The 16,763-nt window shown below is 63.5% G+C and carries 16 protein-coding genes and 1 pseudogene; 8 read left to right on the top strand and 9 right to left on the bottom strand.

Annotated elements, in window-relative coordinates:
• Positions 1-2 precede the first annotated feature (2 nt).
• Positions 3-2,324 (bottom strand): cellulose biosynthesis cyclic di-GMP-binding regulatory protein BcsB, encoded by a 2,322-nt coding sequence (bcsB, locus tag M3I54_RS28470; RefSeq protein ID WP_254341997.1) that lies wholly within the window; start codon positions 2,322-2,324, stop codon positions 3-5.
• A 468-nt stretch (positions 2,325-2,792) separates the two neighbouring features.
• On the opposite strand from bcsB, the gene M3I54_RS28465 reads away from it, so the two are divergent.
• A complete protein-coding gene (locus tag M3I54_RS28465) occupies positions 2,793-3,473 on the top strand; it encodes an O-methyltransferase (protein ID WP_254341996.1) in 681 nt (226 codons plus the stop codon).
• Positions 3,474-3,572: 99 nt separating this feature from the next.
• On the opposite strand, the pseudogene M3I54_RS28460 reads toward M3I54_RS28465, so the two are convergent.
• Positions 3,573-3,782: pseudogene (locus M3I54_RS28460) on the bottom strand (TonB-dependent siderophore receptor); the annotation flags it as partial.
• Positions 3,783-3,832: 50 nt separating this feature from the next.
• The gene (locus M3I54_RS28455) at positions 3,833-4,204 is read right to left on the bottom strand and encodes a hypothetical protein (RefSeq protein WP_254342019.1); all 372 of its coding nucleotides are present in this window, start codon (positions 4,202-4,204) and stop codon (positions 3,833-3,835) included.
• Between the two features lie 507 nt (positions 4,205-4,711).
• Here M3I54_RS28455 and M3I54_RS28450 point away from each other — a divergent pair.
• Together M3I54_RS28450 and M3I54_RS28445 are read left to right on the top strand one after the other, a co-directional pair.
• Positions 4,712-5,443: a PIG-L deacetylase family protein gene (locus M3I54_RS28450; protein ID WP_254341995.1), complete on the top strand. Its 732-nt coding sequence runs from the start codon at positions 4,712-4,714 to the stop codon at positions 5,441-5,443.
• Entirely contained in the window at positions 5,440-6,135 is a 696-nt protein-coding gene (locus tag M3I54_RS28445; RefSeq protein ID WP_254341994.1) for a 4-carboxy-4-hydroxy-2-oxoadipate aldolase/oxaloacetate decarboxylase, read from the top strand. Before M3I54_RS28450 ends, M3I54_RS28445 begins: the two co-directional genes overlap by 4 nt.
• A 127-nt stretch (positions 6,136-6,262) precedes the next feature.
• Here M3I54_RS28445 and M3I54_RS28440 read toward each other — a convergent pair whose 3' ends face one another.
• The 3 genes from M3I54_RS28440 to M3I54_RS28430 all read right to left on the bottom strand — a co-directional run bounded on the left by M3I54_RS28440 (position 6,263) and on the right by M3I54_RS28430 (position 9,752).
• On the bottom strand, positions 6,263-7,390 hold the full coding sequence (locus M3I54_RS28440) for an aminotransferase class V-fold PLP-dependent enzyme (protein ID WP_254341993.1): 1,128 nt from the start codon (positions 7,388-7,390) through the stop codon (positions 6,263-6,265).
• Positions 7,391-7,599: 209 nt separating this feature from the next.
• On the bottom strand, positions 7,600-9,072 hold the full coding sequence (locus M3I54_RS28435) for a sensor histidine kinase (RefSeq protein WP_254342018.1): 1,473 nt from the start codon (positions 9,070-9,072) through the stop codon (positions 7,600-7,602).
• The gene (locus M3I54_RS28430; protein WP_254341992.1) at positions 9,069-9,752 is read right to left on the bottom strand and encodes a response regulator; all 684 of its coding nucleotides are present in this window, start codon (positions 9,750-9,752) and stop codon (positions 9,069-9,071) included. The genes M3I54_RS28435 and M3I54_RS28430 overlap by 4 nt, the downstream gene beginning before the upstream one ends.
• Positions 9,753-9,891: 139 nt before the next feature.
• On the opposite strand from M3I54_RS28430, the gene M3I54_RS28425 reads away from it, so the two are divergent.
• From M3I54_RS28425 to M3I54_RS28410, 4 genes are all read left to right on the top strand, one after another.
• Entirely contained in the window at positions 9,892-10,986 is a 1,095-nt protein-coding gene (locus tag M3I54_RS28425; protein ID WP_254342017.1) for an ABC transporter substrate-binding protein, read from the top strand.
• A 124-nt stretch (positions 10,987-11,110) separates the two neighbouring features.
• Complete coding sequence (locus tag M3I54_RS28420) at positions 11,111-12,859, top strand: ABC transporter permease (RefSeq protein WP_375542223.1); 1,749 nt, start codon at positions 11,111-11,113, stop codon at positions 12,857-12,859.
• Entirely contained in the window at positions 12,852-13,919 is a 1,068-nt protein-coding gene (locus M3I54_RS28415; protein WP_254341991.1) for an ABC transporter ATP-binding protein, read from the top strand. The genes M3I54_RS28420 and M3I54_RS28415 overlap by 8 nt, the downstream gene beginning before the upstream one ends.
• A gap of 97 nt (positions 13,920-14,016) precedes the next feature.
• Positions 14,017-15,087, top strand: coding sequence for a porin (locus M3I54_RS28410; protein WP_254341990.1), 1,071 nt, complete (start codon positions 14,017-14,019; stop codon positions 15,085-15,087).
• Positions 15,088-15,162: 75 nt separating this feature from the next.
• On the opposite strand, the gene M3I54_RS28405 is transcribed toward M3I54_RS28410, so the two are convergent.
• Complete coding sequence (locus M3I54_RS28405) at positions 15,163-15,372, bottom strand: hypothetical protein (RefSeq protein ID WP_254341989.1); 210 nt, start codon at positions 15,370-15,372, stop codon at positions 15,163-15,165.
• Positions 15,373-15,465: 93 nt separating this feature from the next.
• On the opposite strand from M3I54_RS28405, the gene M3I54_RS28400 reads away from it, so the two are divergent.
• Positions 15,466-15,699 carry a hypothetical protein gene (locus M3I54_RS28400; protein ID WP_375542222.1) on the top strand — a complete coding sequence of 78 codons (234 nt, stop codon included), beginning with the start codon at positions 15,466-15,468 and terminating at the stop codon, positions 15,697-15,699.
• Positions 15,700-15,734: 35 nt separating this feature from the next.
• Here M3I54_RS28400 and M3I54_RS28395 read toward each other — a convergent pair whose 3' ends face one another.
• Together M3I54_RS28395 and M3I54_RS28390 are read right to left on the bottom strand one after the other, a co-directional pair.
• Positions 15,735-16,127: a cupin domain-containing protein gene (locus M3I54_RS28395; protein WP_254341988.1), complete on the bottom strand. Its 393-nt coding sequence runs from the start codon at positions 16,125-16,127 to the stop codon at positions 15,735-15,737.
• Positions 16,128-16,129: 2 nt separating this feature from the next.
• A complete protein-coding gene (locus tag M3I54_RS28390; RefSeq protein WP_254341987.1) occupies positions 16,130-16,720 on the bottom strand; it encodes a LysE family translocator in 591 nt (196 codons plus the stop codon).
• Positions 16,721-16,763 lie beyond the last annotated feature (43 nt).

Below are 16,763 nucleotides of genomic sequence, written 5' to 3'. Positions count from 1 at the left end.
CGTCAGGTCCCGGAGCGGCGGGAGGCCATGCGGCCGAGCGCCCAGAACACGGTGAGCGCAACGATCAGACCGGCCAGAATGCCCGCAAGCGCCATCAGCGACGGGTAGCGCGAGATATACACCCAGGCGCGCGCATACCACGGCAGATCGCCGACGAAATAGCGGTTGCCCACGCGCAGGCCCTCCACCTGACCGTCGCGCACGAGCGTGAGATCCCCGTGCATATGCGAGATCTTGCCGCCGTCCTGGAGCGCATCGAGCACGTCGCCGAGCTGCGCCGACGAGGTGGTGGAGAGCGCCACCACGCTCCTGCCCGACTTGAGCGGCGACTCAAAGCCGATCAGCGCCGCCATCGGTCCGCCGAGCGTGACGATCGAGCGGCCCGACGGTGTCGGGTCCTCGTCCTCGGTGCCGCCAAGCCAGCCGGGCCACCCAGTGCGCTGGTCACGCGTGGTCACTTCTGTCCTGCCGCGCTCGATCAGAAGCGGCAGGTCCTTGCCCCACTTCTCTAGCAGTTGCGCGCCCGAGCCCGAGCCGATCACGAGCAGGTTACTGTCGCGCACGCTGTCCACCTGGCTTGCGGGCACGATCGTCAGGCGCAGCGAGGGCAGGCCGGTCCACTGGCCCATGTGGCCGAGCAGCGTGAGCACGGCTTCCTGATCCTTCGTGTCGGGTTCGTCCGGAATCACGAGAGCCGTGTCGGAAAGGTCGGCCATGCGCGTGAACGGAAAGCCGCTGTTCGCGAAGAAGGCGAGGTTGGGCAGCGCCGTGTAGTGCGCGAAGCCACTGAAGTCGATGACCGAGTCGGGATCGACGGCCGCGCGCGCGACATCGGTGGCGGTGGAGGTGCACAGCCCCGTTTTCTGCGAATCGATATGAAACTGGAACTGGAACTGGTTGTCGCTGCCCACGCGGAACGCGGGGATCTCCAGATTGGTTGTGGCGCGGGTGTCCGAGCCCGAAAGCAGCGGCACGTTGATGCGCGCTTCGTCGGACGCGCGCGTGACGGGCCGCAGCCGCTGCGAGCGCACGAGCTGATCGTTGATGCTCACGTTGAGCACCGAGTCGTTCCACGCGGAAGGCGCTGTGTAGCGATAGCGGATGTCGAGCGGCACGTTGCCCCGCGCCCACGCATAGAGGTCGGCGGGCACGCGCAGATTCACGCGGATCGCGGGCGGGTTGTAGCCCGACACCTGGAGCTGTTGCGGGTCGGTCACCAGCTCGCGGAACAGCACAGGGCGGTCGGTGGGCACCCAGTTCGGCGCGTCGTAGGGCTCGCGCGCCGGGCCGAGATCGATCGATTTCACCATCACGCTGCTGCCGGCCATGCCGGCCTGCCCGAGCGCGACCGCGTAGGCGGCGTTCAGGAGTTCCTCGGGCGTGCGGCCCGCGAGCACGAGGAGCTTGCGGCCCGACTGCGGATCGGCGGCCGGGTTCGCCATGACCGAGACTGTGGGGCCCTTGATCTCCGGCAGGTTCAGCCCCTCGGGCACCTGGCCCGGCAGCACGAGCGCGATGGCATTGGCGTCGGGCGGCACGGTGCGCGAGACCGGGAAGCGCGAACCGCGATAGTTCGCGAGCGCGCCAAGCCACGATGAGACGACGCCCGCCGCATGCAGCACGGGCACGCCCGCGTTGGCGGCGAGCACGAAGGGTACGCGCACGAGGCGGTTGTCGTGGCGGTCGAAGAACGGTACTGGCAAGAGCCCGAGGTCGTCGGGCAGGACGATGCCTGCCGTGTTGAGCGTGAGCGACGTGTCGGGACTCACGTCGGCCCAGAGGCTCGAGTGATAGGGATCCTCGCAATGATCGAGCGTGTAGTGCGCGATCATCTGCACGGTGATGCGGTTGTAGTCGGTGAAAAGGCGCGGGTCGAGATCGATCTCGCTCGTCACGAGCTGCCCGGCCGTCTCCTTCACGAGCGGAATCGTCGCGACGACTTCACCGTTCACAAACACCCTGAGATGCGAAAGCGACCAGATCAGCGAGGGCGAATAGGTGTAGACGAGCTTGAGCTTCGCGCCGGTCACGACTTCGTCGGTGCGCACGTCGACGCTCATGCTGCCGGAGGGATCGAGGCCGCGCAACGGGATCGGCCCGTACGCACCCATCTGGCGCAACGTGAACGTGCGCGTGCGTGGCTGCCCGAGCGGCGTCGACGCGGCAGGCTCCGCAATGACGGCGCCGGGTGCCGTCTGGATGACAACGGGCCCGGTCACGGTGGCAGAGGCCGCGACAGCCGATTTGTCCACCGCGAAGAGGCTCGCCCCCAGCAGCAATCCGGCGACGAGTGCGCCCAGCCCAACTTGAACGGAGAGTCGCATCGCAACAGCCCTTTGTTTTCTTCGCAGTGGCTGTCTTTATCTTGCAAAGACAGCGACCAAGGATACTGGCGGCGCGGTGCTGCCAGGCGTTATCTCGAAACGGCGTCAGTGTGGGTGCAGTTTAGCGGAGAGCCGAGGATCGCGCCCTATGAATGCACGTGTTTATGCCCGTTGCGTAAAGCGCGCAGATGACGGGCTGGCGGGGCCTGGCGACCGGTTTGACAGTTGAGCGCGTGGGTTGGGCTGGCGGGTTGGAGCGCTTGACAATTCCTGTGCACGCAACAAAGCGCGGCGGCGTTGCGATTGCGCAACGCGGGCGCCGGAGGTGGTGTGCCGAAAGTCAGCCTTCCGGTTCATTCAATTAATCAGGATGCCGTATCGTTGAGGCGCGCAACAATCTCGCGCTTGTGCAGTGCCGCGAGCGGGTGCGGTAATCTTGGCGGCTTGATCCAAAAGCGGAGCAGGGTGATGAACGAGCAAACGTGGCAAGCAGTGGACGACTGGTTCTGCGACCGGCTGATCGGTCCCGATGACGCGCTCGACGGCGCGCTCGACGGCGCGCTCGCGGCGAGCGCCAAGGCGGGCCTTCGCGCGATCAACGTGGCACCGAATCAGGGCAAGTTTCTGCATCTGCTCGCGCGCATTCAGGGCGCGCGGCGCATACTCGAAATCGGCGCGCTGGGCGGCTATAGCGCGATCTGGCTCGGGCGCGCGCTGCCCGACGACGGCGCGATGGTGTCGCTTGAATTCAGCCCGGAAAACGCGGCCGTTGCGCGGGCGAACATCGCGCGGGCGGGGCTCGATGCGAAGGTGACGGTCATGACGGGCCTCGCGCTTGAATCGCTCGATGCGCTCATCGCGCAAGACGTGCCGCCGTTCGACTTCGTGTTTATCGACGCGGACAAGAGCAATAACCCGAACTACCTTGAACGCGTGCTGAAGCTTTCGCGTCCCGGTACCGTGATCGTGGCCGATAACGTGGTGCGCGAAGGGCGCGTGGCCGACCCCGCGCATCACGAGGACGAGGTGGTTGGCTTGCGTCGCTACTTCGACATGCTTGGTCACGACAAACGGCTCGAGACCACGGCTGTGCAGACGGTGGGCAGCAAAGGCTGGGACGGGTTTGCGATTACGGTGGTGGGCGGATAACGAAGCTCGATCGCCCACACACCTACGCCAAAAACAAAGGGGGCCTGGCAGACGAACCGCCAGGCCCTTTGTCCGTGTCGCTACGCTGACGTTTGCCGGTCAGAAGTCCGTCGTCATCGAGAACAACACGGTACGCGGCCCGCCCATCGTCAGATAACCGCCGTTGGTCGACGACCAGTACGCCTTGTTGGCAAGGTTAAAAACATTGGCGCGGAACGTAGTCGGGCGCCCGAACACGTTCGTCGCATAGCGCGCACCCAGATCCACCGTGTCCCACGCCTTGATCGACATGGTGGTCGGCGTGCCGAGCTTCCTGCTCAACCTGGGCGCCGAATACGACGTGCCGTGGGTGCAGGGCCTCACGCTTTCGGCGCGCTGGACCCATACGGGTCCGCAGTATTTCGATGCGGCCAACACGGCACGTCGATGTTCTTCTGCGAACCGAGCACGCCGAAGTCGCCGCCGCGCGCCACGTGGCCGCCGCCAAAGGTCGGCTGCAGGTCGCCCGGCAGCGTTTCCTGGGACGCCTGCACTTTCACGGTGGGCAGCGTGGCGTTGCCGGCGTTACCGGTCGCAGCGGCGCCGCTCGCCACGGTGGCCGCCTCGGCGGTTTGCGCGAACGCTGCGGTCGGCAGGCTGAAGGCAACGGCGATGGCGGCGAGGATCGTGACGCGGGAAGCGGGGAGACGCGAAGGCAAATTGAAAGGCGTGTGCAAACGGGATGCGGACATAAAAAGGGTTCGTAGCGAAGGTAGCGCTGTCGCTCCGTGATGCCTTGGTGCTGCGCTCAGGCTCCGGGCGAATGGTTATGCTTTGCCGGTCAGACAGGGCTCGCAGAGCTGGCCCTATGAGCGGCCCGGAAAAGTATGCGGATTGTATTGAAAATGAGAATGCTTGTTATTTAAATATTACTGTCAATAGGTGTATTCAACGTTTACGCAACAATTTCAGCTTCGGGCATTCGTTGTGGGCGCAACGAAAGGTTGGAAAATTCGGGCCACAAGACTGGAGTGCGCCGTGTGAGCGCACTGCTTCGTCCAACGTTGCGCGCGCAACCAATGCGCCGCACGGCGTTTGCCGCCGCATGGGCGAGACGCGGCCTGGCCCGTTTTCGAGGCGCAATCCATGCGGCGCCGATAAGTAGATTCGATGCCATTCGGCAGTCCTTTCGTTGGTTCGCGAGGCGTGCCCAAACCTACAATGGGGCTTCGTGATGATCGACGTCTGGTGAACCGGAAATGACTGAAAAATCGATGCTCGTGGTGAGCGCGCACAGCGCGGATTTCGTATGGCGCGCGGGCGGCGCGATTGCCCTGCACAAGAAGAACGGCTATCGCGTGAAGGTGGTGTGCCTCTCGTTTGGCGAGCGCGGCGAGTCTGCGAAGCTCTGGCGCAAGGGCCCCGACATGACCATCGAGAAAGTGAAAGCCGCGCGCCGCGAGGAGGCACTCGCCGCCGCCGAGATTCTCGGCGCGGAATGCGAGTTCTTCGATCTGGGCGACTATCCGCTGCGTGTTTCCGATGAAGCGCTCCTGCGCCTCGTCGATATCTATCGCGACGTGCAGCCCGCGTTCGTGCTGAGCCATTCGCAGAAAGACCCGTACAACTTCGATCATCCGCTCGCCATGCACGTGGCACAGGAAGCGCGCATCATCGCCCAGGCCGAAGGCCACAATCCGGGGCAGAAGATCGTCGGCGCGCCGCCCGTCTACGCGTTCGAACCGCACCAGACCGAGCAGTGCGAGTGGATTCCGGACACCTTCCTCGACATCACCGAAGTGTGGGACGTGAAGCGCCGCGCCATTGAATGCATGGCGGGCCAGGAACACCTTTGGGAGTACTACACGCGTGTCGCGCAACAGCGCGGCGTGCAGGCCAAGCGCAATATCGGCATTACGGCGAAGCGCGACATTCAATACGCGGAAGGCTATATGCGCCTGACGCCCGCAGTGGTGGGAGATCTGTCATGAAACGCGGTGTCGTCGTTACCCAGATTCCGCGCGCCGACGCGCGCCACATCGACATCCTCAAGGAGGCCGGCACGGCTACCGTGCACGAGGCGCAAAGCCGCCTCGGCCTGCTCGCCACGTATCTGCGGCCGATTTATTCGGGCGCCGCGATTGCGGGCTCGGCCGTGACCGTGCTCATGCCGCCCTCGGACAACTGGATGCTGCACGTGGCCGTGGAGCAGTGTCGCGAAGGCGACGTAGTCGTGGCCGCGCCCACATCGCCCTGCGAAGATGGCTACTTCGGCGAACTGCTCGCCACCTCGCTCGCGGCGCGCGGCGTGCGCGGGCTCATCATCGACGCGGGTTGCCGCGACGTGCGCGCACTGAAGGCGATGGACTTCCCGGTGTGGTCGAAGGCCGTTTCAGCGCAAGGCACGGTGAAGGAAACGCTCGGTTCGGTGAACGTGCCGGTGGTGTGCGCGCAGCAGATCGTGCATCCGGGCGACGTCATCGTGGCCGACGACGACGGCGTGGTCGTGGTGCCGTTCGCCACGGTTGCGAAGGTCGTGGAAGCGACCCAGGCGCGCCTCGCCAAGGAAGAAAAAACGCGCGCGGTGCTCGCGGGCGGCACGCTCGGCCTCGACTATTACGGCATGCGCGAGCGCCTTGCCGAAAAGGGTCTGCGGTACGTCGACACGCCGGCAGACGCTTGAGTCGGCAACGTTCGATGGCTTTACACGAGTCGCACCGCAGCAAGAACGAAAACGAGCGCCGCAAGGGCACTCGTTTTGTTTCGCGATGACCTAAGGAAGCGCGTCGTGCGCCTCGAGGAAAAGCGGGTTAAAGGATCCGGTCCAACGCCTTCGCGAACCTTGCGACCGCGCCTTCGATGTCATGCAGTTTTTCGAGGCCGAACAAGCCAATGCGGAAGGTCTTGAAGTCTTCAGGCTCGTCGCATTGCAGGGGAACGCCGGCCGCGATCTGCAGGCCGGCATCGGCGAACTTCTTGCCGGATCGTATGCCGTCGTCGTCCGAGTAGCTGACCACGACGCCCGGCGCCTCGAAACCTTCGGCTGCGACGCTTCTGAAACCCTTGCTAACCAGGAGCGAGCGAATGCGCTTGCCGAGTTCGAGTTGCTCCGCCATCACCTTGTCGAAGCCGTATGCCCCGGTTTCCTTGATCACGTCGCGCAGCGTCGCGAGACTGTCCGTAGGCATGGTTGCGTGGTAAGCGAATCCACCGTTCTCGTAGGCTTCCATGATCTGCAGCCACTTGCGAAGATCGCAGGCGAAGCTGGTGCTGGTCGTTGCGTCGATTCTTTCGCGGGCGAGCAGGTTGAGCATGACGAGCGCGCAGCAGGGTGACGCGCTCCACCCCTTTTGCGGTGCGCTGATCAGGATATCGACGCCGCTGGCCTCCATGTCGACCCAGACCGTACCGGAGGCGATGCAATCGAGTACGAACATGCCGCCAACAGCATGTACAGCGTCGGACACCGCGCGCAAATACGCATCGGGCAGCATCATTCCGGATGCGGTTTCGACATGCGGCGCAAAGACCAGATCGGGCTTGTTCTCCTTGATCGCCGCGACGACTTCTTCGATCGGCGGCGGTGCATAGGCGGCCTGCCTGCCTTGTTCGACCGGACGCGCCTTCAACACGATCGATTCAGAAGGAATGCTGCCCATGTCGAAAATTTGCGACCAGCGGAAACTGAACCAGCCGTTGCGAATGACGAGGCACTTCTTGTTCGTCGCGAACTGCCGAGCAACGGCTTCCATGCCGAAGGTCCCGCTGCCTGGGACGACAACGACCGACTTCGCGTTGTAGACTTTTTTCAGGGAGCTGGAGATATCTCGCATGACGCCCTGAAAGAGCTGCGACATGTGATTGATCGAGCGGTCGGTGTAAACCACTGAATATTCGAGGAGTCCCTCGCGGTCGACATTGGGAAGTAAACCTGGCACGCTCGCCTCCGAAAAGAAAATGAATAGTCGAATTGACAACCGATTCTAACCAAAGCCGTCTGCAATTGCGGCGACAAGGCTGTTCGCAATGTTGCACGGGTATTAGATCACGCTCATTACCCGTTCGCGGCAATGTTAGCGCGCTCACTCATTTTTGCGGAGCAGCAAATATCGACTGGCGCAGGCGCCGCCATGTTGAATCGCCTGTTTCATGAAACTCCCTGCCTGGGTGCCCGCTGTGCGGGCGCGGCAGTGGTCGCGCTCGCGGTCGTGCCCGGTGCAATTGGCGCTCTAGCCGGGAACGCGACACTGACTGCGAGACCTCCGCCGGGGGCTTCGTCGAGTGTAACGCGTGCCTCGTGCACGCGCGCGATCTCCGCGACGATCGCGAGTCCCAGCCCGTTGCCTTCTACGTTCTGCGTCGATTCGCAGCGGTAGAAGCGTTCGAACACGACTTCGCGCTCGTGCCGGGCGATGCCCGGCCCGTTGTCGGTGACCTCGAGCACGGCGCAGGTATGGCGCCGCCCCACTCGCACCGTGATGACCGCGCTGTCGCCCGAATAACGGATCGCATTGTCGATCAGGTTGCCGATCAGCTCCTTCAACAGGTCCCCGTGACCCACCAATTCGACCGCGTCCTGCTGGTCGAAACCGAGATCGATGCCGCGTGATCGCGCCACCGGTGACCAGTCGAGCGTAACGCTGCGCGCGATTTTGTGCAGCAGCATCGGTGCCCGCTTCGCCGCCTGATCGCAGCCGGCATCGAGCCGCGAGAGCGAAAGCAACTGCTGCACCGCCCGCACCGCCTGGCGTACCGCCCGGTTCAGGCGCCGCAGATGCAGGCCGGTGATGGCGTCGAGGTTGCCGCGCTGAGCCAGTTCCGCTTCCGCCTGAATCACCGCCAACGGGGTCTTCAGCTGATGCGCAGCATCGGCAAAAAACCGCCGACGCGATTCCTGCATGCGCCGCAAGCGCGAGATGTACTGATTGATCGCCTCGACAAGCGGCATGACCTCGCGTGGCAGGCCCGAAGCCGCCAGTGGCGCGCCGTCGTCCTCGCTGCGCGCCGCGACCTTTGCCGAAAGGCGGTTGAGCGGACGCAGGCCTCGCCCGACGCCGAGCCAGACGATGCCGAGCGCGAGCACGACCAGCAGCCCCTCCTGAAGCATCGAACCGATCAGGATCTGCTGCGCCAGCGCCTGACGTGGTTCGATGGTTTCGCCAACCATGATCTGGACCATGCGCGTCTGCGCGGCGGGCACGTCGTGAATGGGCAAACGCAGTAAGGCCATGCGCAAGGGCACGCCCCGATAGATCGTGTCGTAGAAGCGTGTAGCGAAAGGATCGAGACGGTGCCCCACAGGCTGCGGCAAGTCTGCGTAGCCGGTTACAGGCCGTGCGTCCTGACCCGCCTCTTCGCGAATCAGGTAGTAGATCTTGCTGTCGTTGCTGGATTCGAACATCTCCAGCGCGAGATAAGGCAGATCGACATGGACCCGCCCCTCGCGCAGGTGCACCCCCTCGCGGATCGAACGCAGCGAAAACTCGAGCGTGCGGTCGAACGCGGCATGGGCCGACTGCATTGCGCGCTGATAGGTGAGCCACGCATCCAGCGCGAGCAGGCCAAGCAGCGGCAGCAGCAGCCACAGCGACATCCGCATACGCAGATCGGGTGCCCTCAGACGGGCCTGCATGCCTGCCTCGTTTCGAGCAGATAGCCGAGCCCGCGCAGCGTCACGATCGCCACGGCACTGCCTTCGAGCTTTTTTCTCAGCCGATGCACATAGATTTCGATTGCCTCGGCATTCACCGATTCGTCAATGCCGAAGATCTTCTCCGAGAGCGTCTCCTTGTTGATTGCCCGGCCATTGCGCAGGATCAACACTTCGAGCACCGCGCGCTCGCGCGGCGTGAGAGGGAGCGGCTCGCCTTCGAGGCTGAAGCCGCGGTCGGCGGCGTCGTAGACGAGTGTTGCGCAGGCCACGCGCAGACAGTCCTGCCCCTGGCTGCGTCGTATCAACGCACGCGTACGTGCCTCCAGTTCGCTCAGCTCGAAGGGCTTGGCCAGATAGTCGTCGGCGCCGAAGTCGAGTCCCCTCACGCGATCCTCCACCGATCCGTGCGCGGTCAGTATCAGCACCGGTACCGTGTTGCGGCGCGCGCGCAGACGGCGCAGCACTTCCAGACCGTCGAGCTTGGGCAACCCGAGGTCGAGGATCACGAGTGCGTAGTCCTGGGTGCGCAGCACGTGATCGGCGGACTCGCCGTCATGCATGCAGTCGACCGTCAGATGCGCGCTGGAGAGCGCATCGGTCAGTGAACGGGACAGGATCGGGTTGTCTTCAACAAGCAAAACACGCATCGCCGCCCCCAGGGAAATCCATGAGAGAAATCATTCGTTTTCCTTCCAGTTTTCGCCATGGATGAAAGCGTACAGAAAGCATCGAAACCTTACCATTCGCCAACACAAGATAAAAGCCCGTCTTGACCTGGAGGAAGACATGCCGATTTCATCCAAACGCTGTGCCGCTACGCTCGCTCTTGCACTCACCGTCAGCCCGGTCTGGGCGCAGGTTCCTGCCGGATACCCGAGCCACTATCAAGCCTCGGTGGAAGCCGCAAAAAAAGAAGGAAAACTGATCATCTACGCCGCGACGGATGCCGCCATCGCGAAGCCCCTCATCAAGGATTTCGAAAGCCTGTATGGCGTGAAAATCGAATACAACGACATGAACAGCACCGAGCTCTACAACCGCTTCATCAGCGAGAACGCCGCGAACAGCACGAGCGCCGACGTGCTCTGGAGCTCGGCCATGGACCTGCAGATCAAGCTCGTCAACGACGGTCTGATGGCGACCTACGAGTCGCCCGAGACCCCGCATCTGCCGGCGTGGTCGCAATATCAGAAGCAGGCCTGGGGCACGACCTTCGAGCCCCTCGCGATCGTCTACAACAAACGCCTGATGCCGGCAGGCGAGGTACCGCAGACGCGCGCCGACCTGATCAAGCTGTTACAGACCCAGTCGGCACGCTACCAGGGCAAGGTCACCACGTATGACATCGAGAAGTCGGGTACCGGCTTCAACTATCTGACCCAGGATGCACGCGTGAACCCTCAGGTCACGTGGGCACTCGTGCGGGCAATCGGCGCGACAGGTCCGAAGCTGCAGTCCAGTACCGGCGCCATGATGGAGCGAATCTCATCCGGCGAAAATTTGCTTGGCTACAATATTTTGGGATCCTATGCGTATAGCAAGGCCAAAAAAGATCCAACCATCGGCTATGTCTACCCGAAGGATTACACGCAGGTGGTTAGCCGCCTGCTCACCATTTCGAAGAAGGCCCAGAACCCCAATGCAGCGCGTTTGTGGGTCGACTACGTGCTCTCGAAACGCGGTCAAACGTTGATCGCGAACGAAGCGAACCTCTTCTCGATCCGCGCCGACGTGACCGGCGAGACTTCGATGGCCGGCTTGACCGAACAGCTCGGAGATTCGCTTAAGCCGATTCCGGTCGGTTCCGGCTTGCTCGTCTATCTCGACCAGGCCAAACGCCTCGAATTTCTCAGGCAATGGCAACAGTCGATCAAGCGCTAGCGCACGCCTGACACGACGAACGCCGTGAAGCGCCGGGCGCTTCACGGTGCGCTCTCCCTGTTTCCCTTTTCGATATGCGGCCGCGTGCCGCAGGAGGACCCTCATGCTTTCACGACGCGCGCCCATCCCGGCCGCGGTGCCGCTCCATGCCAGGGAGAAAAGCGATATTCCGGCGCTGCCCGAGGGGCCGCTGCGCCCCCTGGCTGGCTTGCTACGCTGGCTCGTCATCGCGGTACTGACCGTCGCTGTCGCGCTACCGGTTGCGCTCATCGTGTTCCAGAGTCTGTTGAGCGCCCCGTTCTTTGACGCGAGCCGCACCTTCGGCCTGGCCGGCTTCGCCTTCATCTTTACCGACCCTGATTTCTGGTCGGCCGCGGGCAACTCCTTCACGATCGCGAGCGGCATGCTGTTCATCTCCATTCCGCTCGGCGGCATCCTGGCTTTCCTGATGGTGCGCACCGATCTGGCAGGACGCCGCTGGCTCGAACCGGTCCTGCTCACGCCCATCTTCGTTTCGCCGATGGTGCTCGCCTTCGGTTACGTGATCGCCGCAGGCCCAGCCGGCTTCTACTCGATCTGGTGGAAGCAGTTGACCGGCATGGAGGGCACACCCTGGAACGTGTATTCGGTCTTCGCGATCACCGTGATCGTCGGGTTGACGCATGTGCCGCATGTCTATCTTTATGCCGCGGCGGCCTTGCGCAACCTTGGCTCCGACGTCGAGGAGTCCGCGCGCGTATCGGGCGCCCGGCCGCTGCGCGTGGCCCTCGACGTGAGCCTCCCCATGAGCATGCCCGCGCTGCTCTTTGCCGGCGTACTGGTGTTTTTCCTCGGCTTCGAGGTGTTCGGTCTGCCACTCGTCCTCGGTGACCCCGAAGGGCATCTCGTGCTGGCCACTTACCTTTACAAGCTCACCAACAAGCTCGGCGTGCCCTCGTATCACCTGATGGCCGCGGTCGCCGTGTGCATCATCGCGGTGACCTTTCCGCTCGTGCTGCTGCAACGGCATCTGCTCAAGAGCGCCAATCGCTTCGTCGCTCTCAAGGGCAAAGCCACGCGGCAGACCGTGTTGGCACTCGGTACATGGCGTTGGGTCGCGCTCGCCGTCGTCGCGCTCTGGTTGCTGCTCACGATCTTCGTGCCGCTTTCCGGCATCGTGCTGCGAGCATTCGTCACTCACTGGGGCGAAGGCGTGGACCTCGTCGAGACGTTGACTCTCGCGAACTTCTCCGAACTGTTCGAGCACAGCAATCTGGTGCGGGCCATTTTCAACACCTTCGGCATCGGCGTGCTGGGCGGCGCGCTCGCGGTCGGGTTCTACACGCTGGTTGCCTTCGCGGGCCATCGCCAGCATGACTGGGCAACCCGCCTGCTCGATTACATCGTGCTGCTGCCGCGCGCCGTGCCAGGCCTGCTCGCCGGACTGGCGTTCCTGTGGGTCTTCCTCTTCGTCCCCGGCCTCAAGGAACTCAAGAACTCGATGTGGAGCATCTGGGTGGCCTACACCGTTGTGTGGCTCGCCTACGGCATGCGTCTGATCCAGAGCGCGCTGCTGCAGGTCGGCCCCGAGCTCGAAGAGGCCGGACGCAGCGTCGGCGGCACACGTGCGCGCGTCAGCCTCGACGTCACGCTGCCGCTTGTGCGCTTCGGGCTGCTCGCCGCGTGGCTACTCATTTTCATGATCTTCGAGCGCGAGTATTCGACCGCCGTCTACCTGCTTTCCCCCGGCACCGAGGTCATCGGCGCGCTGCTCGTCTCACTGTGGGCAGCAGGGTCAGTCGATCAAGTCGCCGCCCTTTCCGTCATCAACATCGCAATGGTCGGCGCCGGTCTCGCCGTGGCCTTGCGCTTCGGAGTGAAATTGCATGGATAAGCTCTCGGTCAACGACCTCCATCTGAGTTACGGCGCGCATCCGATCCTGGAGGGCGTCTCGTTCGAACTGAAGGCGGGTGAAGTCGTATGTCTGCTCGGCGCATCGGGCAGCGGCAAAACCACGCTGCTGCGTGCGGTGGCCGGTCTCGAACAGCCCTCATCAGGTCGCATCCAGCTGGACGAACGCGTCTTCTTCGACGGCGCAGCCCGCATCGATCTGCCCGTCGAGCAGCGCTCGCTCGGTCTCGTGTTCCAGTCCTACGCTCTGTGGCCGCACCGCACCGTAGCCGAAAACGTCGGCTACGGGCTCAAGCTGCGTCGCGTGTCGGCCCCGGAGCACAAGCGTCGGGTTCAGGCCGCGCTCGATCAACTCGGCCTCGGTGCTCTCGCCGCGCGTTATCCCCATCAGCTGTCGGGTGGGCAGCAGCAGCGCGTCGCCATCGCGAGGGCGCTCGTGTACAACCCGCCGGTGATTCTGCTCGACGAACCGCTTTCGAACCTCGACGCGAAGCTTCGTGAGGAAGCTCGCGCATGGCTGCGCGAGCTGATCGTCACGCTCGGCCTCTCGGCGCTATGCGTGACCCACGACCAAACCGAAGCAATGGCGATGTCCGATCGCATCCTGCTGCTACGCAACGGTCGCATCGAACAGGAAGACTCGCCGGCAGACCTCTACGATTCGCCCCGCACGCTGTACGCCGCCGATTTCATGGGTAGCAACAATCGCTTCGAAGGACGCGTCTGCGCTGTCGAACCGGGCCATGTTGTATTGAGCGGCGCGGGCTGGACGTTGCGGGCATCCGCGCGCGAAGCGCTTACGCCCGGTCAGGCAGTCGAAGCGGTGATCCGGCTCGAGCGTCTTCAGGTCGTCGATGGTCCCGGGCAGAACCGCCTGCGCGCCGAACTCGTCACGTCGATGTTTCTCGGCGATCGCTGGGAATACCTGTTTCATTGCGGCGAACTGCGCTTGCGTGCCTTCGGCGTGCAGCCACGCGCCGCCGGCGAGCACTGGCTCGAACTGCCGGCGAACGACTGCTGGGCCTTTGCCCAGGCGTGCTGACAAGGGGCTCGTGCCATTCAAGCTTGTTTGCAGCTGCAGTAACCGTGGGTTGGCGCATGCCGCCACCGGAATCCAACGCAGAAACTGGGAGTAGACAATGAAGTCGCATATCACAAGAACAACCATGTTGGGTCTATCATGCGCGGGCATCGCCGCCGTCGCGCAGGCGCAATCAACGGTCACCCTCTACGGGATCGTCGATGCGGGCGTCGAATACGCGAATCACACCAGCGCAAACGGTGGTTCTGCACGGCTCGTTTCGGGCGGCAAGAATACGTCGCGCTGGGGTCTGCGCGGCGTCGAGGACCTGGGCGGCGGGCTGAAGGCGGTATTCCAGCTCGAAAGCGGCATCAACATCGCGAACGGCACCTTCGACGACGGCCCCGGTGCAATCTTCGACCGGCGCGCTACAGTCGGGCTGAAAAATCGTTTCGGGCAGTTGACGCTCGGGCGCACCTTCACGGTGACGTACGATTACATGCTGCCGTTCGATCCGATGGGCTATGCGCCGAACTATTCATGGGCGACATCATCGAGCGCGACGGGCGGCCGCAAAGACGGTCTGTTCACCCGCTCGGCCAACGCCGTGCGCTACGACGGCGAATTCTCCGGCATCAAGCTGGGCGCGCTGTATGGGTTCGGCAATGTGCCGGGGAGCATGAAGACGAGTTCGAAATACGACTTCGCGCTCGGCTACGCCGGCGGTCCGTTCGCTGCCGTGGTCACCTACGATCGACAAAACGGCGCGGCGGACAGCGTCACGCCCGTCGATCAGACCCGCTACATTCAGGGCATCCACGCTGGTCTTTCATACGACTTCGGCGCGGCGAAGGCGATGGTCGGTTACCGGAATTATCGCAAGACATTTAGGACTGCGGCGGCAACGCTGCAAAGTGATATGTACTGGATCGGCGGCTCGTACGATTTCAACCCGTACTTCACGCTGCTCGGCGCGATCTATCATCAGAACATCAAAGGAGCGAGCGACGCCGATCCGACGCTGTTCTCGCTGCGCGGGCAATACTCGCTTTCCAAACGGACGCTGCTCTATGTCTCCGGCGGATATGCGATGGCTCAGCACGGTCAGAAGGTGGGCTTGTCGCGCGACCTCGTCGGTGCGGCCGACACGCAAACAGGGATGACGGCTGGCGTTCAGCATCGGTTCTGAGTGCTACCTGGCGCAAGTACGAAGCCCCTGGGTAGCCCAAGACGATGATGCGATGCGGCAGAACCGGTGTCTGTCTCACTTGCGCACCTCTTCACCGCGCACGTACACCGCAAACGACTTCAGGTACTTCGCCTTTTTCCCGGGATTGACGATCGTGTCTTTCGTCCATTGATACAACGGATAGCGGTCCAGCCCGGCACACTCCGCCTCTTTGACATAATCGGCGAACGCGTCGAACTGGCACTTCAAAGCGGCGTTGTACTCGCGCAATACGGCTTCGAGCAAGTCGCGCCCCTCATAGGGACTGCTTGCTCGCAGCGCATCGGCCAACTCGGGCGACGGTGATGCGGACCTGGAATTGCGACGTTTCTGCCATGCATGCCTAAGCAGGCGACGACGCTCCCTGTCATCGCCGTCGGCATGATCACCGAGTTCGAGCAAGCCGAATCCATCCTCAGCACGGGAGAGGCCGATCTGATTGCGCTGGCCCGGGCCGTGCTCTTCGACCCGCGCTGGCCCTGGCACGCTGCCGCTCACTTCGGGGCTCAGGTCAGGGCGCCGAAGCAGTATCTTCGCGCTCAACCCAGCCGGCTGCCAAAGGTGTTCGGTTGAATCCGTCTTGTCGATGTCCGGGGGGCCGGGCCGTCTCAGTGTGAGCTGCCCAACTGCTCTTCGATCGTCCTCGTCAATGGCGACTCCACGCGCCCCGTATGCTGTGTCTGCACGGGCTCGATCAGCACGATCCAGCATTCGTCCTCTGCGACTGGATTGTGGAGCGTGCCGCGCGGCACCACATGCATCGAGCCCGCTGGCAGATCGACGACACGGCCGCCTTCATACTCGATCTTCAGATGGCCACGCACAACGAAGAACAGTTCGTCCTCGTGCTCGTGGTCGTGCCAGACGAGCTGCCCGCGCACTTTCGCGACTTTCACGTACTGATCGTTGACCTGCGCGACAACTTTCGGCGACCAGTAATCGGATACGTCGGCGAACGCGGCTTCAAGATCGAACGATTCGGCAAACGGATGGCAAGGCATCGCTATCTCCATGCTGGAATGACGGATGCGGCGAGCAGCACGCCCATCGCGAGATTAAGGATGCGCCAATGGCGCGGCGTCCGAAAGAGCCGGGCGAGCAGCACGCCGAGCGCGCACCACAGCGCGAGCGAGACGCACGCGGCCACGCCGAACGCAGCGCCGAGCAGCAGCGCGAGTCGGTTCGGACTGCCCGCGAGCAGCGCGAACGACGCCGCCGCGCCGACCGTCATCGCCCAGCTTTTCGGGTTGAGCCAGAGCAGCAGGAAACCGTTGACGAGCGTAACCGGGCGCGCGGGCCCTTTGTCAGCGTTCGGCGGCCCGCTGCGCGCAATGCGCCACGCGAGCCACAGTAGATACGCGGAGCCGAGCGCCTTGACGGCTGTTTGCAGCGACGGAAGCGCGAGCAACAGGCCACCAAGCCCGAGCCCGGCGACGGCGGCGAGCATCGCCAGGCCCATCGCGATACCGAGCATTAGTGGAATCGAACGCGCGAAGCCGAAGCGCGCGCCCGAAGCGGTGGCGAGTGTGGTTGCGCCGCCGGGCGTCACGGTCGCAATGACGACAAACAGGAGAAGCGGCAGGATCGAGGTCATCGGTGCAGATCCGGGAGAATGAGACTTGCACTGTACGGACCAC

It is taken from the genome of Paraburkholderia sp. CNPSo 3274 (assembly GCF_024206475.1).
Taxonomy (GTDB): Bacteria; Pseudomonadota; Gammaproteobacteria; order Burkholderiales; family Burkholderiaceae; genus Paraburkholderia.
The sequence above is the reverse complement of the archived record's forward strand: the minus strand, read 5'-3'. Positions and strand labels throughout refer to the sequence as shown.